This window comes from Providencia sp. TYF-12 (assembly GCF_041344805.1).
Classification (GTDB): Bacteria; Pseudomonadota; Gammaproteobacteria; order Enterobacterales; family Enterobacteriaceae; genus Providencia; species Providencia huashanensis.
Map to the genome: position 1 here is coordinate 2290479 of NZ_CP166833.1, position 24439 is coordinate 2314917.

The 24439-nt window shown below is 43.3% G+C and carries 31 protein-coding genes and 1 riboswitch; of the genes, 13 read left to right on the plus strand and 18 right to left on the minus strand.

Features of this window, described 5'->3' with window-relative positions; translation table 11 throughout:
• Positions 1–57: 57 nt before the first annotated feature.
• A complete protein-coding gene (locus ABE954_RS10320; protein ID WP_000211355.1) occupies positions 58–282 on the plus strand; it encodes a type I toxin-antitoxin system ptaRNA1 family toxin in 225 nt (74 codons plus the stop codon).
• Positions 283–318: 36 nt separating this feature from the next.
• On the opposite strand, the gene ABE954_RS10325 is transcribed toward ABE954_RS10320, so the two are convergent.
• The 5 genes from ABE954_RS10325 to ABE954_RS10345 form a co-directional block, all read right to left on the minus strand.
• Positions 319–522: a hypothetical protein gene (locus ABE954_RS10325; protein ID WP_000131871.1), complete on the minus strand. Its 204-nt coding sequence runs from the start codon at positions 520–522 to the stop codon at positions 319–321.
• Between the two features lie 114 nt (positions 523–636).
• Positions 637–1704 carry an ACR3 family arsenite efflux transporter gene (gene arsB / locus ABE954_RS10330; RefSeq protein ID WP_001272375.1) on the minus strand — a complete coding sequence of 356 codons (1068 nt, stop codon included), beginning with the start codon at positions 1702–1704 and terminating at the stop codon, positions 637–639.
• Positions 1701–2207: an arsenate reductase ArsC gene (locus ABE954_RS10335; RefSeq protein ID WP_000140066.1), complete on the minus strand. Its 507-nt coding sequence runs from the start codon at positions 2205–2207 to the stop codon at positions 1701–1703. The genes arsB and ABE954_RS10335 overlap by 4 nt, the downstream gene beginning before the upstream one ends.
• Positions 2204–2971 (minus strand): arsenical resistance protein ArsH, encoded by a 768-nt coding sequence (arsH, locus tag ABE954_RS10340; protein ID WP_371025886.1) that lies wholly within the window; start codon positions 2969–2971, stop codon positions 2204–2206. Before arsH ends, ABE954_RS10335 begins: the two co-directional genes overlap by 4 nt.
• A complete protein-coding gene (locus tag ABE954_RS10345) occupies positions 2968–3300 on the minus strand; it encodes a helix-turn-helix transcriptional regulator (protein WP_000447876.1) in 333 nt (110 codons plus the stop codon). The genes arsH and ABE954_RS10345 overlap by 4 nt, the downstream gene beginning before the upstream one ends.
• 147 nt (positions 3301–3447) lie before the next feature.
• On the opposite strand from ABE954_RS10345, the gene ABE954_RS10350 reads away from it, so the two are divergent.
• The 3 genes from ABE954_RS10350 to ABE954_RS10360 all read left to right on the plus strand — a co-directional run bounded on the left by ABE954_RS10350 (position 3448) and on the right by ABE954_RS10360 (position 5596).
• The gene (locus ABE954_RS10350; protein WP_001366550.1) at positions 3448–4185 is read left to right on the plus strand and encodes a recombinase family protein; all 738 of its coding nucleotides are present in this window, start codon (positions 3448–3450) and stop codon (positions 4183–4185) included.
• Positions 4182–4406 carry a hypothetical protein gene (locus ABE954_RS10355; RefSeq protein WP_000743213.1) on the plus strand — a complete coding sequence of 75 codons (225 nt, stop codon included), beginning with the start codon at positions 4182–4184 and terminating at the stop codon, positions 4404–4406. The genes ABE954_RS10350 and ABE954_RS10355 overlap by 4 nt, the downstream gene beginning before the upstream one ends.
• Before the next feature lie 320 nt (positions 4407–4726).
• Positions 4727–5596 carry an SDR family oxidoreductase gene (locus ABE954_RS10360; RefSeq protein ID WP_071548137.1) on the plus strand — a complete coding sequence of 290 codons (870 nt, stop codon included), beginning with the start codon at positions 4727–4729 and terminating at the stop codon, positions 5594–5596.
• 55 nt (positions 5597–5651) lie between these two features.
• Here ABE954_RS10360 and ABE954_RS10365 read toward each other — a convergent pair whose 3' ends face one another.
• Genes ABE954_RS10365 through ABE954_RS10375 form a run of 3 tightly spaced genes read right to left on the minus strand, consistent with a single transcriptional unit; the run spans position 5652 to position 7570 of the window.
• Positions 5652–5969, minus strand: coding sequence for a DUF1634 domain-containing protein (locus tag ABE954_RS10365; protein ID WP_042843574.1), 318 nt, complete (start codon positions 5967–5969; stop codon positions 5652–5654).
• Positions 5966–6817, minus strand: a complete 852-nt coding sequence (locus tag ABE954_RS10370; protein WP_371025887.1) for a sulfite exporter TauE/SafE family protein — start codon at positions 6815–6817, stop codon at positions 5966–5968. Before ABE954_RS10370 ends, ABE954_RS10365 begins: the two co-directional genes overlap by 4 nt.
• A 3-nt stretch (positions 6818–6820) precedes the next feature.
• Positions 6821–7570, minus strand: coding sequence for a GntR family transcriptional regulator (locus ABE954_RS10375; protein WP_129465971.1), 750 nt, complete (start codon positions 7568–7570; stop codon positions 6821–6823).
• Between the two features lie 407 nt (positions 7571–7977).
• Between ABE954_RS10375 and alr the strand changes: the two genes are divergently transcribed.
• The 3 genes from alr to rlmA all read left to right on the plus strand — a co-directional run bounded on the left by alr (position 7978) and on the right by rlmA (position 11285).
• Positions 7978–9210, plus strand: a complete 1233-nt coding sequence (gene alr / locus ABE954_RS10380; RefSeq protein ID WP_129465970.1) for an alanine racemase — start codon at positions 7978–7980, stop codon at positions 9208–9210.
• A 224-nt stretch (positions 9211–9434) separates the two neighbouring features.
• Positions 9435–10172 (plus strand): phosphatase, encoded by a 738-nt coding sequence (locus ABE954_RS10385; protein WP_042843578.1) that lies wholly within the window; start codon positions 9435–9437, stop codon positions 10170–10172.
• A gap of 288 nt (positions 10173–10460) precedes the next feature.
• Entirely contained in the window at positions 10461–11285 is an 825-nt protein-coding gene (gene rlmA / locus ABE954_RS10390; RefSeq protein ID WP_166696706.1) for a 23S rRNA (guanine(745)-N(1))-methyltransferase, read from the plus strand.
• A gap of 43 nt (positions 11286–11328) precedes the next feature.
• Here rlmA and mntP read toward each other — a convergent pair whose 3' ends face one another.
• The 8 genes from mntP to pabB all read right to left on the minus strand — a co-directional run bounded on the left by mntP (position 11329) and on the right by pabB (position 19746).
• On the minus strand, positions 11329–11910 hold the full coding sequence (gene mntP, locus ABE954_RS10395; RefSeq protein ID WP_129466346.1) for a manganese efflux pump MntP: 582 nt from the start codon (positions 11908–11910) through the stop codon (positions 11329–11331).
• A gap of 48 nt (positions 11911–11958) precedes the next feature.
• Positions 11959–12100: riboswitch (yybP-ykoY riboswitch) on the minus strand.
• 151 nt (positions 12101–12251) lie between these two features.
• Positions 12252–12710: a DUF986 family protein gene (locus ABE954_RS10400; RefSeq protein WP_048607316.1), complete on the minus strand. Its 459-nt coding sequence runs from the start codon at positions 12708–12710 to the stop codon at positions 12252–12254.
• 89 nt (positions 12711–12799) lie between these two features.
• Positions 12800–13651, minus strand: a complete 852-nt coding sequence (locus tag ABE954_RS10405; protein WP_042843581.1) for a PTS mannose transporter subunit IID — start codon at positions 13649–13651, stop codon at positions 12800–12802.
• 13 nt (positions 13652–13664) lie between these two features.
• Positions 13665–14465 carry a PTS mannose/fructose/sorbose transporter subunit IIC gene (locus ABE954_RS10410; protein ID WP_042843583.1) on the minus strand — a complete coding sequence of 267 codons (801 nt, stop codon included), beginning with the start codon at positions 14463–14465 and terminating at the stop codon, positions 13665–13667.
• A gap of 82 nt (positions 14466–14547) precedes the next feature.
• Complete coding sequence (gene manX, locus ABE954_RS10415; RefSeq protein ID WP_206074965.1) at positions 14548–15510, minus strand: PTS mannose transporter subunit IIAB; 963 nt, start codon at positions 15508–15510, stop codon at positions 14548–14550.
• Positions 15511–16178: 668 nt separating this feature from the next.
• Positions 16179–17543, minus strand: coding sequence for an L-serine ammonia-lyase (locus ABE954_RS10420; RefSeq protein ID WP_371025888.1), 1365 nt, complete (start codon positions 17541–17543; stop codon positions 16179–16181).
• Positions 17544–17822: 279 nt separating this feature from the next.
• Positions 17823–18383: a CoA pyrophosphatase gene (locus ABE954_RS10425; RefSeq protein WP_042843585.1), complete on the minus strand. Its 561-nt coding sequence runs from the start codon at positions 18381–18383 to the stop codon at positions 17823–17825.
• Complete coding sequence (gene pabB / locus ABE954_RS10430; protein WP_042843586.1) at positions 18376–19746, minus strand: aminodeoxychorismate synthase component 1; 1371 nt, start codon at positions 19744–19746, stop codon at positions 18376–18378. The genes ABE954_RS10425 and pabB overlap by 8 nt, the downstream gene beginning before the upstream one ends.
• Before the next feature lie 127 nt (positions 19747–19873).
• Here pabB and ABE954_RS10435 point away from each other — a divergent pair, with 127 nt between their 5' ends.
• Together ABE954_RS10435 and yebF are read left to right on the plus strand one after the other, a co-directional pair.
• Complete coding sequence (locus tag ABE954_RS10435) at positions 19874–20053, plus strand: YoaH family protein (RefSeq protein ID WP_042843587.1); 180 nt, start codon at positions 19874–19876, stop codon at positions 20051–20053.
• A gap of 191 nt (positions 20054–20244) precedes the next feature.
• Positions 20245–20610: a protein YebF gene (gene yebF / locus ABE954_RS10440; RefSeq protein ID WP_048607312.1), complete on the plus strand. Its 366-nt coding sequence runs from the start codon at positions 20245–20247 to the stop codon at positions 20608–20610.
• A gap of 153 nt (positions 20611–20763) precedes the next feature.
• Here the strand turns inward: yebF and ABE954_RS10445 are convergent, their stop codons facing one another.
• A complete protein-coding gene (locus tag ABE954_RS10445; protein WP_042843589.1) occupies positions 20764–20994 on the minus strand; it encodes a DNA polymerase III subunit theta in 231 nt (76 codons plus the stop codon).
• Positions 20995–21283: 289 nt separating this feature from the next.
• Here ABE954_RS10445 and ftnA point away from each other — a divergent pair, with 289 nt between their 5' ends.
• The 4 genes from ftnA to ABE954_RS10465 all read left to right on the plus strand — a co-directional run bounded on the left by ftnA (position 21284) and on the right by ABE954_RS10465 (position 23718).
• Positions 21284–21787, plus strand: coding sequence for a non-heme ferritin (gene ftnA, locus ABE954_RS10450; protein WP_042843590.1), 504 nt, complete (start codon positions 21284–21286; stop codon positions 21785–21787).
• 233 nt (positions 21788–22020) lie between these two features.
• Positions 22021–22407, plus strand: a complete 387-nt coding sequence (gene copC / locus ABE954_RS10455) for a copper homeostasis periplasmic binding protein CopC (RefSeq protein ID WP_131680769.1) — start codon at positions 22021–22023, stop codon at positions 22405–22407.
• Position 22408: 1 nt separating this feature from the next.
• Positions 22409–23305, plus strand: a complete 897-nt coding sequence (gene copD / locus ABE954_RS10460) for a copper homeostasis membrane protein CopD (RefSeq protein WP_129465968.1) — start codon at positions 22409–22411, stop codon at positions 23303–23305.
• 65 nt (positions 23306–23370) lie between these two features.
• Complete coding sequence (locus tag ABE954_RS10465; RefSeq protein WP_042843595.1) at positions 23371–23718, plus strand: YebY family protein; 348 nt, start codon at positions 23371–23373, stop codon at positions 23716–23718.
• Between the two features lie 426 nt (positions 23719–24144).
• Here ABE954_RS10465 and ABE954_RS10470 read toward each other — a convergent pair whose 3' ends face one another.
• The gene (locus tag ABE954_RS10470) at positions 24145–24378 is read right to left on the minus strand and encodes a DUF1480 family protein (RefSeq protein ID WP_042843596.1); all 234 of its coding nucleotides are present in this window, start codon (positions 24376–24378) and stop codon (positions 24145–24147) included.
• Between the last annotated feature and the right edge of the window lie 61 nt (positions 24379–24439).

The window sequence follows — 24439 nt, forward strand, 5'->3', positions numbered from 1 at the left end:
CGGGCTGGCCACAACCAGCCCGGCACTTTCAATCAACACCTACTGGAGAGGTGAATTATGACAACACAACATATTATCGAACCAGGGCAAGCAGTGCATCAAGCAGCGGCTATTCTTTCTTCTTTGGAGTACATCAACCAAGCGGAAGCGCGGAGCCTTGGGCCATTGGCCGAAGCCGTCGCTAATGCTTTTATGGTGGTGTACTACCAAGCTGAAACGGGCCGGGCGACACAGGCTGATTTTCAAGAAGCAATGAACGCCTTGCGCCAAGCGTGCAGCTAATGACGAAAGGGCGGCCACTCGAACTGGCCGCCTTTTTCAATCTTCACTGTTTGGCCATTCCCGACCCACAGACGGCGCATCCATCCATTCGCGTTCCTCCGGCGGCAGCGGGTAAGCCCCGGATGCTTCCGCGTCGGCCAGTAGTTCGGCCAGTGTGTAGCGCACCCGACCAGTGGAAACGGCGCGGGCCGGGTCGGCCTTCTCATGCAGCCTGTTCTCTAGGTTCTTTGGGTCTGTCATCGGGCGACCTCAGCAAGCATGGATACTAGGTGTTCCAGGTCAGTGATCGAATGCGCCAGGAAGCGGCCGGCGCGGCAATCTGCAATCATTTCCTCAGTTTTTTCCTACTCATGTTCAACCTCGTTCGTACCAGCTCTTCGAGCGATTCACCACGCGCACGACCAGCAGCATCACCGGCACTTCGACCAGGACGCCGACCACGGTTGCCAATGCAGCGCCGGAGTGCAGACCGAACAAGCTGATGGCGGCCGCCACGGCCAGCTCGAAGAAGTTGCTGGCACCGATCAGGGCCGAAGGACAGGCGACAGAGTGCTTTTCCCCCGCCCGCTTGTTCAGCCAGTAGGCTAACCCGGAATTGAAGAACACTTGAATCAAGATCGGCACGGCTAGCATGGCGATCACTAACGGCTGCCGGATGATGGCCTCGCCCTGGAAGGCGAACAGTAGAACCAACGTCAGCAGCAGCGCGGCCATCGACCACGGCCCGATCTTCTGCATGGCCCGTTCAAAGGCGGCCTGTCCTTGCTTGAGCAGATGCCGCCGCAAGAGCTGCGCCAGGATCACCGGCACGATGATGTAGAGCACGACCGAAATCAGCAGCGTGTCCCAAGGCACCGAGATCGAGGACATGCCCAGCAGCAGGCCGACGATGGGCGCGAAGGCCACGATCATGATGGCGTCGTTCAGAGCCACTTGCGAGAGCGTGAAAAGCGGGTCGCCGTTGGTAAGGCGGCTCCACACGAACACCATTGCCGTGCAGGGCGCGGCGGCCAGCAAGATCAAGCCCGCGATGTAGCTGTCCAGTTGATCGGCCGGCAGGAACGGAGCGAACACTTGTCGGATGAACAGCCACCCCAGCAGGGCCATCGAGAATGGCTTGACGGCCCAATTCACGAACAGCGTGACGCCGATGCCGCGCCAATGCTCTTTGACCTGGTGCAGCGCCCCGAAGTCGATCTTGACCAGCATCGGGACGATCATTACCCAAATCAGCAGGCCCACCGGCAAATTGACCTGGGCCACTTCCATGCGGCCTATGGCCTGGAACACGTCAGGAAGGCCCTGGCCGAGCGCAACACCGGCGACGATGCACAGGGCCACCCACAGCGTCAGGTAACGCTCGAAGCCGCTCATCGGGGCCTGGCGCGGCTTCGCGGCGATGGCCTGTGCGCCGGCGCTCATGCTTCCTGCTCGGTCTTGCCGATGTTCGCCAGCTCGCGCTTGATGGCCGTCTGGTCAAGCATTTTGAGAGGCAGATTCACGAACAGGCGGACGCGGTTCATCATGTGCCGGAAGGTTTGTTCGAAGGCCCGGCGCTTCTCGGCGTCAGTGCCTTCGACGGCGGCCGGGTCTTCAAATCCCCAATGCGCCGAGATCGGCTGACCAGGCCACACCGGACACATTTCGCCGGCGGCGTTGTCGCAGACGGTGATGATGAAGTCCATCTTCGGTGCGTCGGGCGTGGCGTACTCGTCCCAGCTCTTGCTGCGCAGATTCTCGGTCGGGTAATTCACCGACTCCACCTTTTCGACGGCGAAGGGATTGACCTTGCCGGTTGGGTGACTGCCGGCGCTGTAGGCGCGGAAGCGCCCTTGCCCCATCGTGTTGATGAGAGCTTCGGCCATGATGCTGCGCGCCGAATTGCCGGTGCAGAGGATGAGGACGTTATAGATTCTTTCGGTCATGATGTTTCGCTTTCTGGTAGTGGCTGGGGAGCAATGGCGATGGATGAAAGATCGGTGGCCTCGTCGATGACGTGGCCGGCCGCTTTCCGTTCGGAATAGCGGTCTGTCAGTGCTTCACGGTGCGGCCGTACCAGCGCCGTGAAGCGCACCAGTTCTTCCATCACATCGGCTATTCGGTCGTAGTACGGCGAGGGCTTCATGCGGCCCGCCGCGTCGAACTCTTGGAACGCTTTGGCGATACTCGACTGGTTCGGAATGGTGAACATTCGCATCCAGCGGCCGAGCAGACGCAAGGTGTTCACGGCGTTGAAGCTCTGCGAGCCGCCGGATACCTGCATCACGGCCAGGGTGCGGCCTTGGGTCGGCCGGATGCCGGCCATTTCAAGCGGCAGATAGTCAATCTGCGCCTTCATGACACTGGTAATCTGACCGTGGCGTTCCGGGCTGCACCAGACTTGTCCCTCTGACCACTCGGACAGGGCGCGCAGCTCCTTGACGGCCGGGTGATCGTCGCTTTGCACTTGATCGGGCAACGGCAAATCGGACGGGTCGAAGATGCGTGTTTCTGCGCCAAAGAATTGCAGCAGCCGGGCCGCTTCCTCGACGGCCAGCCGTGAGAACGAGCGGGCGCGCAGCGAGCCATACAGCAGCAGGATACGCACCGGCGGGGCGTCGGGTGCCAGCCCGAGCGCCGGGCGCTCGATGGCAAAGGATTTGTCCAAAGCGGGCAAAGAATCGGGGTCGGAAAGATGGCGAAGTCTCATGCCAACACCTTCCCGGCTTCCGTGGTGCAAGACAGGTTGCACACCTGGCCGCCGCAGCAGTTTTCCGTGAGAAAGGCCACCAGGTTAGTGGCCGTCGAAAAGTTCGCCTCGTAGATCACAAATCGGCCTTCTTGCCGCGACGTGACCATGCCGGCGTGTGCCAGCTCTTTCAGGTGGAAGGATAGCGAAGACGGCGGGATGCCGGCCGCTTCGCTGATTTTTCCGGCGGCCATGCCGGCGGGGCCGGCCTGGACGAGAAGCCGGAACACCGCGAGGCGCGATTCTTGAGCGATGGCCGCCAGGGCGGCTACAGCATTTATCGTTTCCATGTTTCAATAATAGTCGAAATATGGAGTGTGCTCAATAGCTCATTTAAGCTGTAAAAATGAGCTAGGCGCATTTAGATCGATATGTGATAAATTGGCCTGCCAGTTTAAGATGGGTGCATTTGAGTATGCCCAAAGGAGCCCGCAAGTATGCGCAGGACGAAGCCAGTAGCCGCGCCGATGGTGGCGCGGGTCTATCTGCGCGTCAGCACCGACGCGCAGGACTTGGAACGCCAAGAGGCGATCACTACGGCCGCGAAGGCCGCCGGCTACTACGTCGCCGGCATCTACCGTGAGAAGGCATCCGGCGCACGCGCCGACCGGCCTGAGCTGCTGCGCATGATCGGCGACCTACAGCCCGGCGAGGTGGTCATTGCCGAGAAGATCGACCGCATCAGCCGCCTACCTTTGCCCGAGGCCGAGCGCCTGGTGGCCTCGATACAGGCCAAAGGCGCACGCCTGGCCGTCCCTGGCGTGGTCGATCTATCCGACCTGGCGGCCGAGGCCCAGGGCGTCGCCAAGATCGTGCTGGAAGCCGTGCAGATCATGCTTTTTCGCCTGGCCTTGCAGATGGCCCGCGACGACTACGAGGACAGGCGCGAACGCCAGCGCCAAGGCATTGAGTTGGCCCGCCAGGCCGGGCGGTACAAGGGCCGCCGTGCTGATCCGAAGCGCCGCGCCCAAGTTGTCGCGCTGCGCAAGTCCGGCTACAGCATCAACAAGACCGCCGAGCTGGCCGGGTACAGTGCGGCCCAGGTGAAACGGATATGGGCCGAGGTCAGCCAGGCCGAAGCGAAGCAGCACGGCGCGTTCGTGGAGGACGCATTGACGGAAGCCGATGCCCTGGCCGCTGTCGGCCAGGATGAGCGCCAGGAGGAAAGGGCATGAAGAAGCCGAACCAAGACGACGAGCCGTTTTTCATCACCGAGGAGATTGCGGCCGAAATGATCGCCGGCGGCTATGAGTTCGAGCTGCCGCCCATTCCTTGCACCATCCGCCTACGCGACGTGCTGGAGCGCATGACCGATGCTGAGCTAGCATTGCAGCCGGGCGAGATCGCCGACCAGGAGCGTGAACGCTGCCGGCGCAAGCCGTGTTCAACCTCATGATCTGGTCATGGTATTTTTCATGGCACTGAGCCTGATAGTTCTTGCAAATTGTTGTCACTAAAGGGTTTTGTGTGCTTGTTTACAATAGAGTGGGAATAATATAGTTATTGTTGATAACAGTTTTTAGTTGTCGATAAATCCAAAGGCATCAGTTACTTACTGGTGCTTTTTTGTTTTTTATCGTTTTTAATTACGAGTAATAGTAGATAATTTTGACGGTATTATTGACGGTATCACAGAGCATAGAGTAGGGTTAATTTTGAAAGACGATAATGTCAGTATTCAATTAACTTAATTTGTGGCTACCCTAAGGTTTAAATGTGAAAAAAGTTTTAGTTGCAGGTGCTACAGGCTATTTGGGGCAATATCTCGTTGCAGAATTAAAAAAACAAGGTTATTGGGTCAGAGCGCTTGTCAGGAGACAAAACCAACAAGGGTTGGTGGCTAGTGCCGATCATATCTATGTTGGGGAAGTGACGGAACCGAACACACTGCATGGTGTTACTGAGGGAATAGACGTCGTTATTAGTGCGGTTGGAATAACCCGACAAAAAGATGGTTTGACCTATATGGATGTTGATTATCAAGGTAATATCAACCTATTAGATGAAGCAATAGCTGATGAGGTAAAGCAATTTGTTTATGTTTCAGCTATCGATGGCGATAAAAACCGACACTTAAAGATATTTGAAGCAAAAGAACGTTTTGCGGATGAACTCAAACAATCTTCTCTTTCTTCTATTATCGTTCGTCCCAACGGCTACTTTAGTGATATGGGTGATTTTTTGAAGATGGCAGCTTCTGGGCGAGTTTATTTGTTCGGTGATGGTCATGTGCAAATTAACCCAATTTCGGGTAAAGATTTGGCTGAATTTATCGTTAAGGCCCTTAATCAGGGGCAAGCAAGGCAGGAACTATCTGTGGGAGGGCCTGAAGTGCTTTCTCTAAATGATATTGCCAATTGTGCAGCCCAAGCCTTAGGACAAGATATCAAAATTAGCTATCTCCCTGACTGGGTTCGTAGGGGAAGTATTTTTGCAGTTCGGCATTTCACGCCGCAAAAGTTTTATGGCCCAATTGAATTTTTTCTGACATTTATGGGGGAAAGCCACTTAGGTGAACCTGTAGGAGGTGATCGACTCGAAGATTTTTATCGTAACGAAGTTAACATGCTGAAAAAAAGTAGATAACTGACTTGAAATATCTAGTTCGCTGGGTCAATAGGGAAATAAGCAGGGATCAATATTACAGTTCAATAATAACGCCTGCGGCGATAAAGACGAGTACAAGAGTCGTAATCGCGACATAAACATAATCTCGGTCACGTATAAAAAAGGCTAGCATTAAAATAACGCGTAATACAGGCAAAAGAATAAACAATGCAATGCCCGCACTCACAATGTCAGAGCCATGTAGTGGAAGTAGGGATGTGCCCCAAAATGGTTTTAAAGCGGTTAAGGCTACACCAATGGCAATCAAGGTTGTCGCTAACCATGTTCCGTAGCGAAGTAACAGAGCGATGACTTGGTCCCGTAATTCTAAATACCCTTTCTCAGACTTCATAGTGTCCCAGCAAAAATGTGTATATCAAAAGCGCTCATAAGCATTTGAAATGCTAAAAACGCCAGAATGATGACAAAAAAGATACGCAATTTATCGGCAGGTAGCCCTATAAGTAAGCGTGCTCCGATAATTGAGCCAATAACTGAACCTAAGGCGATAGGGCCAGCAACATTAATGTCAATATCCCCTCGAACAAAATAAGCCCCTGCACTGGCTGCTGCTGTCACCCCAATCATGAAATTGGATGTAGCGCTTGAAACTTTAATGGGAAGACGCAAGGCGCTATCCATGGCAGGTATTTTGAGTACACCAGAGCCAATTCCTAATAATGCCGAAATCAACCCCGCCCCGTACATGAATATCATCCCAAGAGGAACACGACTGACGTAATAGGGGACTTCCTGCCTAGATTGGCTTTCTGGAAAACTGGAATGTAAGCGTAAGGTTGTAGCCCAGCGAGTTTGATTGATTGGAGTAGCAGCAATGACTTCATATCGGCGAGTTAACATCTGTTTAGCTGAAATTGTGAGGATCATGGCAAAGAGGCCATACAGTACAGGGGGTGAGATGAGCCCAATTAACAACACCCCTGTCAAGGCACCAAATGTAGTGGCTGTTTCAAGTACAATGGCTAGACGGGTATTGGCTAGGCGATTTTTGAGAAACTGACCTGCACTACCACATGAACACGCTATGACGGAGACCAGGCTTGCTCCAATGGCGGCGTGGATTTCTACACCAAAAATTTGCGTGAGAATTGGCACAATAAAAATGCCACTTGCCATCCCCAGTATTCCACCAAGCGCACTTGCTGCACAAGCCGCGATAAACAGTAATAGAGCGTCCATTATTTAGGCTTTCTGTGAGGTGCGTGGACGACGTGTTAAACGCGTGGCGAAGCTAATCAGATCACCGCGATAGTAGAGCTTTTCATAATCAATGGGCTGGTGGCCTGTGGTATAGGATGTTCGTTCGATTAAAAAGATCGCACTACCTGTATCAATATTGAGAGCAAGAGCGACATTAGAAGGGGCTGTAATAGCTGCAAGGCGATATTCTGCCTCAGTTAATGGGATAGCGTATTTATCTTCGAGTAGAGAAAAGATGGGTTCAGCATCTAAATCGTGTGTGATAATTTTTTCTCCAATTTCTTGAGGGAGATAGGTTTCATCGAAAGACATGGCGATGCCATCGGCAAGGCGGACACGCTGGAGCCGCATTACGGCACTTCCAGGTAAGATGCCAAGTTGCTCAGCTACATGTGTATCGGCAGATACGATTTGCTTGTCTAATAGGCGAGCCGTTGGGATACGACCAAGGGCTTGCATATCCTCAACAAACCCAGTCAACTCAGTGAGTTCTTGGTTGATTTTAGGCATGGTCACAAAGGTCCCTTTACCACGCCGGATTTCAATTTGTTCGCGCAATACAAGGTTCTCAATCGCCTTGCGTACTGTTGTGCGGCTTGCATTAAACCTTTCTATTAGGCGATCTTCGGGAGGCAATTGGCTGCCTGGGGGGTATATACCATTGGAAATATCAGCCGCGAGAGCTGATTCGATTTTTGCGTAAAGCGGTAAATGTTCAGGATTAATATTCATATCATCATCATGACATCATGATGTCACTATGTCAATGTTGTCTATGAGGTGACGAATGTAATTAAAAATAGCCCTATAGAGCCCCAATAATGGGCGAATATGATATGCAAGATAGCCATGTGGTAAGCATTAAATAAGCTGCTATCAAGCCATCAAGAAATAAGCCAAATGGAAGGTAACAGTGTAATAAATATAAGTAATGGGTTGGGGAGGATTAGGAGCGATAAGAAACATTGATTATGTTTATGCGTACAACGTGACTTTTTATGCATTAAAAGTGAATTATTACTTGTTCAAATTATTCAAATTGATATTATCACGGTGAAATGTATTTATGCAGGTCAACGTCCCCAAAATGAGAACAACAACGGATTGGGGTGAATATCACTATAGTTAAGGAATAATTTGTGGCTTTTCGTTTAAAATATCTTGCATTACTACCGCTATTTGTTGCTACGACAGCATGCCAACAACCGTTTAATACTAATGCTAATGATGTAGCAACACCTGTAGTACAAACCCAATCCGTAGTGGTTAATAACTCATGGATTGAAATCTCACGAGGCGCATTAGAATTTAATGTGCAAAAAGTTCAAGCTCTATTAGGCGATAAATCCTCTCTTTGCGCGGTATTGAAAGGGGATGCTTACGGTCATGACCTTTCATTAGTTACCCCCATTATGATTGAAAACAATGTTCAATGTATTGGCGTAACAAACAACCAAGAATTAAAAACAGTGAGAGACTTAGGTTTTAAAGGCCGTTTAATGCGAGTGAGAAATGCGACTGAGCAGGAAATGGCACAAGCGACACAATATGACACGGAAGAACTCATTGGTAATTTAGCAATGGCGCAACGTTTGAATGCGATTGCAAAACAACAAAATAAAATCATTCCTATTCATTTAGCGCTAAATTCGGCAGGGATGTCCCGTAATGGACTCGAAGTAAGCCATGCCGCTGGTTTGAATGAAGCGAAGCAGATTTCAGAATTACCGCAATTAAAAATCGTGGGAATTATGTCTCACTATCCAGAGGAAGATGAAGCTCAAATCCGTAAAGATCTCGCAAAATTCAAGAAAGGATCACAACAAGTCTTGGCGGTAACTGGAATAAAGCGTGAAGATGTGATGCTGCATGTGGCGAATACTTATGCAACTATTACTGTCCCCGAGTCGTGGCTAGATATGGTGCGTGTAGGAGGGATCTTTTATGGTGACACCGTTGCAACGAACGACTATAAACGCGTAATGACGCTTAAATCAAATATTGCTGCGGTGAATCATTACCCTAAAGGAAATACTGTGGGTTATGACAGAACTTATACTTTGAAACGAGATTCTGTTTTGGCCAATATTCCTGTTGGTTATGCTGATGGCTACCGTCGAGTATTTAGTAATACTGGTCATGCATTGATCAATGGCCAAACTGTTCCTGTGTTAGGAAAAACATCAATGAATACCGTTATGGTGGATGTTACTGATTTAAAAAAAGTCAGCCCAGGTGATGAAGTCGTATTTTTTGGTAAACAAGGGAATGCCGAGATAACGGCTGAGGAAGTTGAAGATATCAGTGGCGCACTTTTTACAGAGATGTCGATCCTGTGGGGCGCAACAAATAAACGTGTTTTAGTCGACTAGTTTTAATCTCGAAATATTCAACTTGAACCCGCGATTATCGCGGGTTTTTGCGTATTAAATACGATTCCAGATAAAGTGCAATGTATTGTTATAAGTTTATAAAGTATAGGTCTATAAAGTGCTGTTTAGCTTAATTAGTATCGAAACCTTAACCTTGATATGTTAGCTTGAATAAGTCGTTATAAGTGATAAAGCAAATAGAAGAATTAGAAGGATATTATATTATGTATCAAGTTGATTTACATGCGCACACCATTGCCAGCACCCATGCATATAGTACGGTGAGTGAATATTTTACGGAAGCGGCAAGCCGTGGTGTAAAGCTATTTGCGATCACAGACCATGGACCTGAAATGCAAGATGCCCCTCATGAATGGCATTTTGGTAATATGCCTATCTTACCTCGGATTGTTGATGGTGTTGGTTTACTGTATGGTATTGAAGCTAATATAAAAAATAAGCTGGGTGAGACAGACTGTAATGAAAAAATAGCACGTCATCTGGATATTATATTAGCGGGTTTTCATGAGCCGGTATTAGAGCCCCAAAGTTTAGCTGATAATACAGAAGCCATGATTGCAACGATCCGCAGTGGTAAAGTGCAAATTATTACGCACCCTGGAAACCCTAAGTACCCCATCGATATTAAAGCGGTTGCTCAAGCGGCGAAAGAAAGTAATGTTGCTTTAGAAATGAATAACTCATCATTTCTCCATTCCCGAGCGGGTAGTCAAAAGAACTGTTTAGAAATTGCAAAAGCGGTTAAAGACAGTGGAGGTTGGGTTTCGCTGGGGTCTGACTCTCACTTTTCAGGTTACTTAGGTCGTTTTGACCGTGTCATTGAAATGCTGGACTCTATTGATTTCCCACAATCTCAGATCCTGAATGTAACACCACGTCGTGTGCTTGATTTTCTTGAATCTCATGGGCGTAAACCAATCCCTGAATTTGCTGATTTCTAAGTATATTGCTTAGGATATTCTGCAATAAGAATGAAAGCCGCTCAGTCAGATATGAGTCCGGCTTTTATTTTTAGTTCTGCATTAGGTGAAGAATATAATATCAGTTTAATGATAATAAATTAAAAGCAGAGAAAAAAGAGAGCAAAGAAAAATCTGCGCAGGCGGGCAAGCCTGTAAAATAATTTAATGGAATGTCGTTAACGTCACGGTGTCATGGGAAATAATTCTATGGCGCTGCATGATGGCTGATATGGTATACTGCTCATTATTTTTAAATCAGTGATGTTTATGAACTATCAATGCCCCCTTTGTTTTAAACCCCTTCAAAAAGTACAAAATAGCTTTCGTTGTGAAGCTAACCACCAGTTTGATTGTGCAAAAGAAGGTTATGTTAATTTATTACCTGTGCAACATAAACGTTCAAAAGACCCCGGTGATAGCGCAGAGATGATGCAGGCTCGTAGGCAGTTTCTTGATGCGGGGCATTATCACCTGATGCGTGACAAAGTTTCAGAAAAAATAGCCCAATTTATTCCGTCATCAAATATGAGTTTGCTAGATATTGGTTGTGGGGAAGGGTATTACACTGATTATTTTGCACAAGAACTGAAAAAGCAAGACGAGCAAGCCACGGTCTTTGGGTTAGATGTGTCTAAAGCGGCAATCCGTTACGCGGCTAAGCGTTATAAATCAGTACATTTTTGTGTGGGGACTAGCCACCGATTACCTTTTGCGGATACAAGTTTCGGTAGTATTGTCCGAATTTATGCACCATGCAAAGGGGAAGAATTAAGCCGTATCTTAATATCTAAGGGGACTCTAATTACCGTCACTCCAGCAGCAGAACATCTGCAAGAATTAAAAGCATTGATTTATGATGAAGTGAAATTGCATCCTGTTAAAGAAGAAAACCTACCTAATTTTGTTCTATTAGACGAAACACGGTTAAATTATAAAATGTCACTGGCAGGCAGCGAAGCTTATGAATTGCTAGCAATGACGCCATTTGCTTGGCGTGCGTCTGAAGAAGTTAAGCAAGGTTTATTATTATCTGATGTGAAGAATTATACTGCTGATTTCTTGATCCGGGTTTACCAATATCAGGGTGAGTAGAACGCTTAAAATTGCCCCCTAAGATAATTAGGGGGCAACAAAATTATGAAGCGTACATAAATAATTCAAGGTGCTCGAATAAGATATTAAACCCGATACCAATTAATACTAACCCGCCCACAATTTCGGCTTTTTTCCCTAATAATGGGCCGACATAACGGCCGATCATCATCCCAACAGTCGCCATTATCATCGTCATTAAGCCAATAGTCATTGCAGTATGAACGATGTCTACTTGTAAAAATGCTAAACCAAGACCGATCGCCATTGCATCAAGACTAGTGGCTATCGCTGAGAATATTAGGTTTGTTGAGCTATGACTTGACGGCTTTGAACAACATTCTTCATCTTTTGTTTTAATGCTCTGCCAAATCATACGAGCACCTAAAACAAATAATAAAGCAAATGCAATCCAATGATCCCAACGAATGACATATTGACTTGCAAGTATCCCAATACCCCAACCTATAATTGGGGTTATGGCTTCAATGAAGCCAAAAATAAATCCAGTGCGGAGAATTTCTCTGAAGCGAGGTTTATGCAAAACAGCACCTTTGCAAATGGCTACAGCAAAGGCATCCATGGATAGTGCAAGGGCTAAGATAAGGGTAGCGTAAAAGCTCATAACAAGAACCTCGGTTGGGTGTTTCCATATACACATAAATTACCCCCAACCAAAAGGCTTATTTATGTGTCTATGGTCTTGCCAACCGAATCTGGTGTCCGCACCACGTTTGAAACCAAACGAGTATGTTGATACGGACTTTCTGGTATATATATAATACCAGAACAGGCTACTCCCCAATGACGTTGAAAGAAAGATACCACATTTTATTTTAAAGGCAACAATTAATTAATTGTGGATATTAAACGTTAGTGAGAATTATTATCAACTAGGATATTAAGAAAAAAAAGGTTAATTATAAATTTAATTAACCTTAGTTTTATTATGAATATATATAATGATTATTTATGATTAATTAGAAACTCATAAATTCTTTGTAAATCATCAAGATGAGATACTTTTATGTAAATTTTCTTTTGTTCTAACCCTATTATTAATATGCCATCTTCAGATAAATTCATTGTTTTTATTCTTTCGTATAAAATAAAAGTATTGGCAAAATAAAACCCAGTTTGTTTAAAAAATAGCTTAGGTGTTCTTATAAATGCCAAGTAAATAGACATGAATATAGTAACCAATAATAAGTAAGTGGTTAATAAATTACCATGGCGAACAATATTTGTGTAAATAACAATACATATTAATACAATAAAAATGATGGCATCAATACGATGTTTTCGTTTTAAGTTGATCTTTAATAACGTTTTGCCTTTCAGTAAATGCTGAATAAATTCGTCATAAATTGCATACACAAGCATGAGCAAAATGATAATAGCGAGAATGGCATCATTGAAAGTCATTGGAGCGCCCTTGGATAAGTAAACATGTGCAGAGCTTAAAATTAAAAAAGGGAGGCTGCAACCTCCCAATTCAAATAATTACAAGAGAATTATGGTGCTAAGAATTTCAGCCAAGCACCTAAGATACCAAGACCGAAGAAACCGATAATAATCCATAATGCATTAACTTTATGGCGTAAGAGCCACATACATCCGAAGGTTAATAACAATGGCACTAAACCAGGCATTAATTGGTCTAGGATCATCTGTACAGTCGTAATATCTTCTACACCTGTAGTTTGGTTTTTGATGCGCGAAACCTCAAGTGGAATATTGACGTGTGTCCACTTGTTTACTAAGGCCCCCATAACAAACAAACCAAGTATTGAAGCTCCCTCTGTTAATTTTTGTAGGAAGCCGCCCCCCATATCTTGAACAATATCGATCCCTTTCTTATAACCATATGAAATTCCATAGTATAAGGTGAGTAACCGTACTAGGTTGAATAAAAAGAAAAAGAGTAATGGGCCGAGTAAACTACCTGTCATCGCGATCCCAGCACCGAGTGCCGCAAAGACAGGGCGTACTGTTCCCCAGAAAATTGGGTCACCGACACCAGCAAGAGGCCCCATGAGACCGACCTTGATACCGTTGATTGCCCCGTCATCAATGTCTGCACCATTAGCGCGTTGTTCTTCCATTGCCATCGTCACGCCAAGGACCGGCGCTGCAACGTATGGGTGCGTATTGAAAAATTCTAAATGGCGTTTAATCGCTTGTTTACGGTCGTCATTATTTTCTGGATAAAGGCGGCGAATAACAGGGATCATTGAATAGCAGAAGCCGAGAGCTTGCATACGTTCAAAGTTCCAAGAGCCTTGGAATAAATTGGAACGCAAAAAAACACCGCGAATATCGCTCTGAGTCAGTTTTTTCTCTGTAGATTGAGTTGTGTCAACCATGATTGCGTTCCTCCTAGTCTAATTCATTATCAAGATTGTTGTTACTATTCCCTTGGCTCACAACAACTTGAGATTTGTTGTATTTAGGGCTGAGTTGGATGTAAAGTACGGCCATGACAACACCAATGACACCCAGAGCAACGAGGTTGAAATCTGTAAAGGCTGCAGTGACAAAGCCTAGGTAGAAGAACGGCATCAGATAGCCTGCACGCATCATATTAATGACCATTGCATAACCAACAACAACAATCATACCCCCAGCGATATTTAAGCCACTTGTGACAACTTCAGGGATTGAACTTAGCAGTTGCTGAACCTCGGATGTCCCTACAGAAACAGCAACAATAAGCGCAGGAATAGCAACGCGCATAGCTTGCAAGACCAGTGCTGAAACGTGAACTACGCTTAGATAAGTCAAGTTACCAGTCGTTGTAGCCCTATCAGCTGCGTGTTGGAACGCAACAGTAATGGTACGTACGATAATGGTTAATACTTGCCCAGCAGCTGCAAGAGGAATGGCTAATGCGATACCAGCACCAATGCTTTGCCCACCGGCGATGACCAAAATGGTTGAAATAATTGAGGCGAGTGCAGCATCAGGTGCGACCGCGGCACCGATATTCATCCACCCCAAAGCTATCATTTCCAAAGTACCACCGATGATGATACCTGTTTTCATGTCTCCCAAAACGATACCAATAAGCGTACAGGCAACGAGAGGGCGGTGAAACTGGAATTCATCGAGGATTGACCCCATCCCCGCGATACATGCAACGATGAAGACCAGTACTATTTGAACAACGGTAAGTTCCATTGTTTAATCTCCTGTAACCAACAAGTTTTAAAATCTGTTTGAGTAATGGATAAAGAACTAAAATAAAAAATTGTATTAAGCATTATTTTTTGAGCTTGCTAATTAAGTCCATCATGTAGACTTTGTTGTCAGATGAAACTTTTCTGACTTCAAGCTCAATATTTTTGTCATTCAAATAATTAAATGCATCGATGTCTTCTTGGTTGATTGAAACCGCATTGGTTACCATGGTTTTACCATCATGGTAAGCCATACCACCAATATTAACGGACTTGATTTCAACACCTTCTTCGACAATACGTTTAACGTCTGTTGGGTTAGTAAACAGCAACATAACACGCTCACCTGCATATTTCGGGTTGTTATAAACGCGAATGCATTTAGCGACATCAACAACATGAGCGGTTACCCCAGGTGGAGCGACTTGTTTGAGTAATGTTGAACGGACTTGGTCTTTTGCTACCTCATCACTGACAACAATAATTCGCTTAACTTGCGTTTCTTTGGTCCAGCGAGTTGCCACTTGGCCATGAATTAGACGGTCATCAATACGGGCAAGGGCTATTACCATATGTTCACCCGGACCAGCTTTGATTGGCGCTGGAGCAGGAGTACTTGGTGCCGCTGCTGCGGGCGCTGTTTCAACTTCTTTGAACTTAAATGAACGAACGCCACCACGACCAGTTTCTAATGCTACAGTGATCAGTTCGCTCAAGGTGGGGTTATCATCACGACACATAAAGGTTTCAACTAGCATTGGAACATTTACGCCAGTGATGATGTCATAGTTTTCATGTTGATTAACGATACGACTTGCGGCATTAAATGGGCTACCTCCCCATGTATCAACTAAAAACAGTACGCCTTTTGAAGTATCTAAATCAGTTAGTTTTTGAGTGTATTTATCAAACAGGGTGTCTGCATTTTCCCCAGGGATAAAATCAATAAACGAAACATTGTCTTGTTCGCCTATTAACATCTCGGTTGTTCGAAGAAGCTGTTCTGCAGCGACTCCGTGTGTACCAATCATAATAGCTATACTCACTATTTTTCCCTCATAGATAGATAAAACGAAATATTATCTGTAGATAAAACGGATGCTAAAGTTAGACTCCTCTTTATCAATTTCCCCTGTATCATAATATTAGCTGAATAATTACAAATTACTCATGGTATCCATAAGCCAGCTACTTATCTTGTTAGTATCGAGTCCATATGTAGCATAACATTTTGTTTTAACCTAAAAACTTGTTTCGCGTCAGAAAAATAAGAATATACCTAAAATCACTTATTAATTTGCGATTATTATCTTTTTATTTGTTTTTTATTGTGTTTTATTTTTATCAATTTTTAATTGAGTAGATTATTGTTGTGTTACAGGTAACAAAAAATTAAGCAAAAATAGGCTGCCATTGATTTTTTGGTTAAAAAATGGGCGGGTTGGCGGGGGGTTTGATTGTTGATAAATAATGTAAAGAAGCACTTTTAGCATAAAATAGCATAGCTTCCATTTTGATGCTGTTGATGAAATATATAATAAACAGTAAAAAACAAGGTTTTTTGTGGGGGAAATGATTAATTAAACTTGAAGGTTGTGGTAGGAAAAGACAGTGCTAACCAAATGAGCGCTTAATTGCAGATAAAAACGCCCTCAATGCTATCGACTTGATAATAGAATAAAGAGGGCGTTAACGTGTTTACCGTAGGTTAAAACTAATCACATTGCACCTTGATAGCTAAACCACCGCGGGAAGTTTCACGGTATTTGGCATTCATGTCCTTCCCTGTTTCGTACATAGTTTCAATCACTTTATCGAGAGAAACACGAGGTTCACTGGTTCTGCGTAATGCCATTCTTGCTGCATTTATGGCTTTGACTGATGCGATTGCATTACGCTCAATGCAAGGCACTTGTACTTGCCCAGCAACAGGGTCACAGGTTAGTCCTAAGTTGTGTTCCATGCCAATTTCAGCGGCGATACACACTTGCTCTGGGCTGCCTCCAAATAGCTCGGTAAGGCCTGCCGCAGCCATTGAACATGCGACACCGACCTCACCTTGACAGCCAACTTCAGCTCCTGAAATTGATGCGTTCATTTTATATAAAATGCCAATTGCGCCTGAAGCTAAGAAATAGCGCATATACAGCTCAGGGGTAACAGGCTCAATACAATGATTGTAATAAGCTAATACGGCGGGGACGATACCACATGCTCCATTAGTAGGGGCAGTGACAACGCGGCCTCCTGCGGCATTTTCCTCATTAACGGCTAAGGCATACATATTGATAAGGTCGATAACATTCATCGGGTCATTTGAAAGTTTACTTGATGATGTGACCAGTCGATTTAGTGCCGGTGCTCGACGAGGAACGCGTAGAGGGCCCGGTAAGACGCCTTCAGTATTTAAGCCACGCTCAATACAAGCTTGCATCGTGTGCCACACATCAGCGAAGTATTCTTCAATTTCTTGTTTAGTATGGAGATCTAGCTCATTTTTCATCATTAAACTAGAAATAGAAAGACCTGATTTTTTGCAATTCAATAATAATTCGTCAGCAGAATTGTATGGATACGACACAGGTTTGCTATCAAGGATGGATTGACCAAAATGTTCTTCATCGACGATAAAACCACCGCCGATAGAATAATAAGTTTTGGTATAAATTTCTTTATCACCATTAAATGCATGAATTGTCATGCCATTCTCATGTAAAGGCAGGTTATCTTGACGAAAATTCATGCCGCCTTCATTTGGAAAGTCAACAACCTGAGTTCCATTAGCTAGCGGGAGTTTCTCTGCCTCTTCCACATTTTTGATAAAAGTTGGAATAGATTCAATGTCAACGGTGGCAGGCATATTACCTGCTAGCCCCATAATAATGGCGATATCAGTATGGTGCCCTTTTCCAGTAAGCGATAATGACCCGTAAACATCCACAGAAATACGAGTAACGTTAGGCAATATGCCTTTGCTTACCAAATCATCGACAAATTCTTTCCCAGCTTTCATCGGACCGACGGTATGAGAGCTTGAAGGGCCAATGCCCACTTTAAACATGTCGAAAACGCTTATCACGCAGGACTCCTTAAAAAAAAGATGAAAATATAGTGCTTTATTTTAAAAGGCGCTACTTTACTGTTATTTAGTAGTGTTAACCAGTAAGTTTAAAGTATTTTTTGAAATAAGGTAGTTGAGGAGTGTGAATTGAAGGTAAATAGCACAAAATGTCTGTGAATTGTCTAAAAAGTAGCCAGTATAAAGATGGATATTTTGTAAGATCTGACGCTATATAACGGCTATCTAAAAATATCACACTGTAATAACGGCGCTATATGGTGAATAGTTATGAAAGGCTCAATCTAGTTGTAAAGCTAATTGGTGGATTATTGAGGCAGTCAAACCCCAAACTAACCGCCCGTTATACCAGTAAAAAAAGATGCGACTGTGCCGCCCTGAACGCTTTATATCCACGAATTTATGGCGTTGAAGTGAAAGTGCATCAAACAATGGAACTTCAAAGATAGAAGCCACTTCGCTGGGGTTCGCTTGATATCGAATATTATTAGGTAAAAGCCCAACTATAGGGGTGACCTCGTAGCCACCATAACTTTGGAGTGGGGCGAGTTGGCCAAGTACTTTAACTTTTTCCGGAGGGATCGCCACTTCTTCGTAAGCTTCACGTAAGGCGGTGTTGATGGGTGAGCCATCCTCGGGGTCACTTGCCCCCCCAGGAAAAGCCACTTCTCCTGCATGAGAACGTAAGAAAGGGGAGCGTTGCGTAAGAAGTAACGTTGGGTGCGGTTTATTGATTATTGGCAAAAGAACCGCAGCCGATTTACCCGCCTTGAATACAGGCTGGCGGGTTGTCGGCAAAGTAAACTGAAAACGATTGATAAAGTTATTCAGTTCAGTCATCTTTATTTAGTGCTCCTAATACAGGTAAAATCAGGCTTAATTTATCAAATGTCTCTTGATATTCTCTGTCAGCTTGGCTATCAGCAACAATACCACCACCAGCCCAACAGTAAATTTGTTTTTTATAGGTCAATAAAGTACGAATAGTAATATTGCTATCCATATTTCCACAAAAGCTAATATAGCCTATTGCACCACAATATCCATGTCGACGATGCGGTTCTAATTCTTCAATGATTTCCATTGCTCGTATTTTAGGTGCTCCGGTGATTGACCCTCCAGGGAAGCACGCTCTTAATAAGTCAGCAGCACAATACTGAGCATCTAATTTTGCGCAGACCGTACTAACCAAATGGTGTACAGCAGGAAATGACTCCACTGCAAATAACTCAGGGACATTCACTGACCCTGGCTGGGCAACTCGGCCAATATCATTACGTAATAAATCGACAATCATGACGTTTTCTGCACGGTCTTTGGTTGAGTTTGCTAATTTTTCTACTTGAGCAAGGTCATCCTGTTCATTTTCTAGACGGGGAAGTGTTCCTTTAATTGGGCGAGTCTGAATATCGCCATCCTGTAAAAAAATAAACCGCTCAGGGGACATGCTAATGACTGCGTTTTCAGGTAAACGAATAAAGGAAGAGAAAGGGGCTTCATTACTTTCTAACAGAGCTAGAAATGCATTCCATTCGTCCCCTTTATACTTAGCTTTAAATCTTTGAGCTAAATTGATTTGATAGCAATCACCATTACGTAAATATTCATGAATATGCGCGATGTTTTGGTGATATGTCTCTTCTGACATGTTTGATTGCCAAGGGGACGTTAATTGGAATTTATTCTTACGTGGTTTTTTTTGTGCCTGTAACCAAGCTAACCTAGCTTCAATATCATCATAACTAATTAATGTAGTTGTTTTAGTGTGATGATCAATAATGAGTGCCCATAAATAGATCCCGATGGCCATATCAGGAAATTGTAATTCTGTTTTGGCGAGGTTAGGGAGTTTTTCAATGCGACGACCTAAATCGTAGCTCCAAAGGCCCAATGCACCACCATTAAAGGGTAAATCTATGCATTCATTATTGTTCGACCTGTATTTATTGAGCAATTGTTTTAGCAAATCAAAGGGGTCTGAACCCGAAGTCGTTGAAGGTTGACCTTGCTCTGTGATGGTTGTTTCGCTGTGGTAGGTAGTCAGTGTCGCAATAGGGTCAGCGACAATAATATCAAATCGATTATGTGAATGTTTTGCATTTCCTGAATGTAATAACATTGCCCATGGCAGATGTGCAATAGGCGCAAAATAGTCGATTGCCGCAGTTGGGCGATAAGGTAACTGTTTTTTATTGATAGTCATGTCGATAAATATAATATTCCGCAACAAGTGGATTTGAACAGGTTAACATATATTCTTATCTTAATAATCGAAGAGATGTTAAAATCTTAATTATTGATTTTAGTATTTTACTTATGAGGTTTAAACCATGCTTTCTGGAATACCAGCACTTAATCATGAAGAGCAACAAGAAGCGGTTGAAAGAATTCATCAGTTGATGGCGCAAGGGATGAGTAGTGGGGAGGCCATTGCAATAGTAGCTCAAGAAATTAGGGAAAGCCACCAAGGTAAAGAGCAAATTCACGTATTATTCGATGATGAAAATTAATAATTAGTAAACATACTATTAACATTTATGCACAGACCTGATAGATTAATATTAGTTAAGTCATTTTATTCATTGATACTAGTTAGAAAATGACCAGTAAGTAACTGGTAAATTTAACATATTCTAATAGGCTTAAATGGGCAGCTAAACTAATCAAAAATCTTTACCTTATATGGGTATCGGAGGGTGCTATGGAAGCAAATCATAAAATTGCTGTTGTTCTGGGGACATGTGCATTGGTTTTTAGTTCGTTTGCTTTAAGCGCAAACGATGAAGAAGGTAAAGCGGAACCCTTTGTCAGTTGTGGTACATTAACTGAACCACAGATTGCGGCTCAGGTTAAAAGTGATTTTATGCATAATCGGTTACCGCGTTGGGCAGAAGAGAAGGCCACGTTAGGTAAAAAGGCAGTTGCATGGGTCAATGATAGTGAAGTGACTAAAACTGAAACAGGCTATACTGTTCCATTGGTGGTGAGAGGGGCAAAATCTGACCTACGTTATTCTGTTTCGGTCGATTGCCAAAATAATACGGTTACCTATAACGCAACTAAATAGGCAGTTAATATTAGTTAACAAAGAAAAGACCCATTTTCTTTCGTATTAATGTAACTAAAGGGGAGCCGAAAAAGGCTCCCTTTTTTAGTGTATGGATAATAAATTTACTTCGTGACCAAATAAAAATATTGGGTAGTAAACCGAGTAATCAATTTAGCGATTTCTGGGTTCATAAGGCATACGCGCAAAATTTTGTGAAAGTTGGCGGTAATAAACCAACCTTTCTCTGAAATACTCCCTTAGGTGCTCGGGCTGTTCCCGTTCGACGGCTTCGGCGATGACGGCGACGTTATAGCGTTCTTTGAATGCAACACCGGAGGCTAAAAGGTCAACGTTGATCTTATCCATTTCATCTTTAGGTAATAAAGCAAGGTTGTAGTTCATTTTGGTTCTCAAAAGTTAATTCTCACTGATTTATTATAATGGGTTAATGAGAAAAAATCTCAATAGAATATTAAAAAATGATGTCGGAAAAATAAAGACGAATGATTGTTATCGTGATAATTAAAATATAAGCCAAGAAAAGATAATGAGATTGATTATTATTGTTTTTAACAAAAGTTATTAATAATCAGTAAATTGGATTTTTTTGTTTTAAGATTGTTTTAGGGTTTTAATTATTGTAATACTGTGCATAATATAAGAATGAACGATTAACTGATAAGGCATAAATATGTTAACTACAGACATGGTCAATAAACTAAATGAGCAATTAAATCTTGAATTTTATTCTGCTAATCTTTATTTGCAAATGAGTGCTTGGTGTAGCGATAAAGGCTACGAAGGTGCAGCTGCATTTCTAAAGTCGCACTCACAAGAAGAAATGGAGCACATGCAGCGTTTATTTGATTACCTTAGCGATACAGGTGCATTACCTTTATTAGGGCAAATTGCAGCGCCTCCTGTTGCTTTCAAATCGATTGCAGATGTTTTCACCCAAACATATGAGCACGAACAATTAATCACACGCGAAATTAACAAACTGGCTCATTTAGCCATGACAACCCAAGACTATTCAACATTTAACTTCTTACAATGGTATGTTGCTGAGCAACACGAAGAAGAAAAACTATTTAAATCAGTATTGGATAAACTTGATATGGTTGGTGAATCTGGCAAGGCGTTATTCTTGTTAGATAAAGACTTAAAAAGCTTATCTGCAGCAACACATATCTAATTTGAAGCACTATCGGTATTCATTAAGTTAATATATCTATTTGAAGTATAAAGACCTTATCAGGCTTGTGGCTATGAAAGTTTATTTCAATGACCACAAGCCTTTTTCTTTTCATTTTGTGTGAAAACTCACAGGATAGAGGGTCAAAACCTATTTTTAAGCGGTAAAACTGGTTTTTTTCCGTATAATGATTGGTAATAATTCTAAATTCACCTGCAAATTAAGGGGTTACTATGCCAATCCACCATATTAAATCTTCATGGCGTAAACTTAGCGCTATTGCCGTTTTGTTTTTAGGTATGTCTTTCCAACAAGCTTTTGCTCATGCTCATCTTAAAGACCAACTACCAGCTGAAGGTGCCGCGGTAGAGCAAGCACCTGAATCAATTACATTAAGCTTTTCTGAGGGGATTGAAGTTAATTTCACTAAAGTCAATATTGTTGGCCCTGAAAAAAATATTGTCAAAACAGGCAAGGCAGCATTAGACCCAAGTAATGACACTAAAGTTATTGTTCCTGTTGAGGATAAACTCGTTGCCGGTAAGTATGATGTTAATTGGAGTGTGGTCTCTGTGGATGGGCACAAAACAAAAGGGACTTATAGCTTTACAGTGAAATGATATGTCACTAGAAGCTTTTTATACGTTAATTCGTTTTATCCATTTTATCGCTGCAATATTGATGTGTGGTATGTCAATATTTGCAGTGCTTCTCAGTCGTGGGAAGTTTCGCTATTTATTAGTCCGTTACCTTAATAAAGGTATCTTCTTTTGCGCTATTATCACTTCATTAACAACCTTTGGTTGGTTGCTTGCTCAAGCTGGTTTGATGGGGGATGGTTGGGAAGATAGTATCGATTGGGCTATATGGCAGGGGGTGCTTGGCACGTCATTTGGTCAAATATGGCGCTGGCAACTGCTGTTTGCTGTTATCCTCTTGCTGGTTTTATGTATAAAATCCATAAAGCTACGTCTAAACCTAGTATTACTTCTTTCTATTGTCCTGCTTGGTCTCCATGCATTTATTGGGCATGCAGCCATGACCGATGGCGTTATTGGGGCTTTTCATCGTATTAATCAGTTCATTCATCTCATTAGTGCAGCCTATTGGTTTGGTGGTTTATGGCCATTCTTAATTTGTATTCAGTTTTTGCGTCATAAACAAGAGCTGGTGCAGGGGATGGATAAACAAATAATCAGTACTATGCGGTTGTTTTCAAAAATTGGGCATGTTGCAGTTGTGCTTGTCATCTTAACCGGGGTTATTAGTGCAATAACGATTTTGCCAGAATGGCCTTTGGCATTTTCGGGCTCTGAGTACCAATCATTGCTTTGGTTTAAAATTATTTTAGTTCTAGGAATGGTAATGTTAGCTTTGATTAATCGCTACTATATCGTTCCAGGCCTAAAACACAGAGGGCGTTTGAACTATTTGATCATTAATAGTTGGGTTGAATTGTTATTGGGTACTATGGCAATTCTAGCCGTTGCTATTTTTGCTACTTATCAACCGATATAGCCAAATGTTAGTATTTATTTGATAATACAGTGAAGATATTTTTAATATTTAACAAGGTCATTTTAATGAAATATAAACTCATTATTTGCTCATTATTACTTGTTGGAACAATGAGTGCAGCATACTCCGCACCATTGGCAACAGTCAGTAAAAAACAATTTGGTCAGGACTGGCCGTTTATTCGTGAGGAGGTGATGCTTGAGTGCCGTAACAATGGTGCATTGGTCGTCATTAACCCTGCAACATTGATGCAATATCCATTAAATGAGATAGCGACGGAATTAATGGAGAAAAAAGAGATTAAGGCTCAGCCGATTGATGTTTTATTAGCACCTATTGAAACAACTAAAAGTGTTAAAGAAAGAATACAGCCATTAAAAGAGGCCGCTGAAAAATTATGCCCCAGTAAGTAAGGTTACTGGAAATAGGGCTGGTTACGCAGAGGGAATGGTGTTTTCTATTATTTGTTTATATAAATCAGCACGATACAACATTGAAAGGTTTTGTTGATTACTGGTATAGGTATAACCTATTGAACAAATAGTTCAATATTAGAAAATCAAACAATAAATTGTGTTAATAATATGTGAAATAATTGATAATAAATGTGGTAAGAACGTGAGTTGAAAGCTAGTATTAGGGTGTACTTTGTTACGTCTCAATGGCAATTTTAGCGCACGGCTCTGCCAGAGCCATTTCCCAAGGCCCGGTAATCGGAATCTACCAGGCCTCTTTTTTTGCCTATCGGTTTGTTTGTTAACACACTAGTAATCACCTTTCTATTTGTTCTTACCCATTTATATACCCGAGCTAATAGGCTGTATAACATGATTAACCTACTATGCTAATTTCATGACCCAATGATGATTTTCTTTATCATAGTGATGACGATAGAGTAAAACAGGTTTTTCATCTAAGGTGGCAGGGATGCTGGTATGTTCGTCCCAACCATCTAATTGCATACAGAAATCGGTATCAGAATCACAAGGGATACTTACCGTATCACTTTTATGTGAAGCCATAACCGCATCATTAATTTCATAGGAAGATATTTTCAATTTCACAAAACACATAATAGCACCTCATTTATCGACGTTATCTATATATACTAAGCTCAACAGAATTAATCATAGT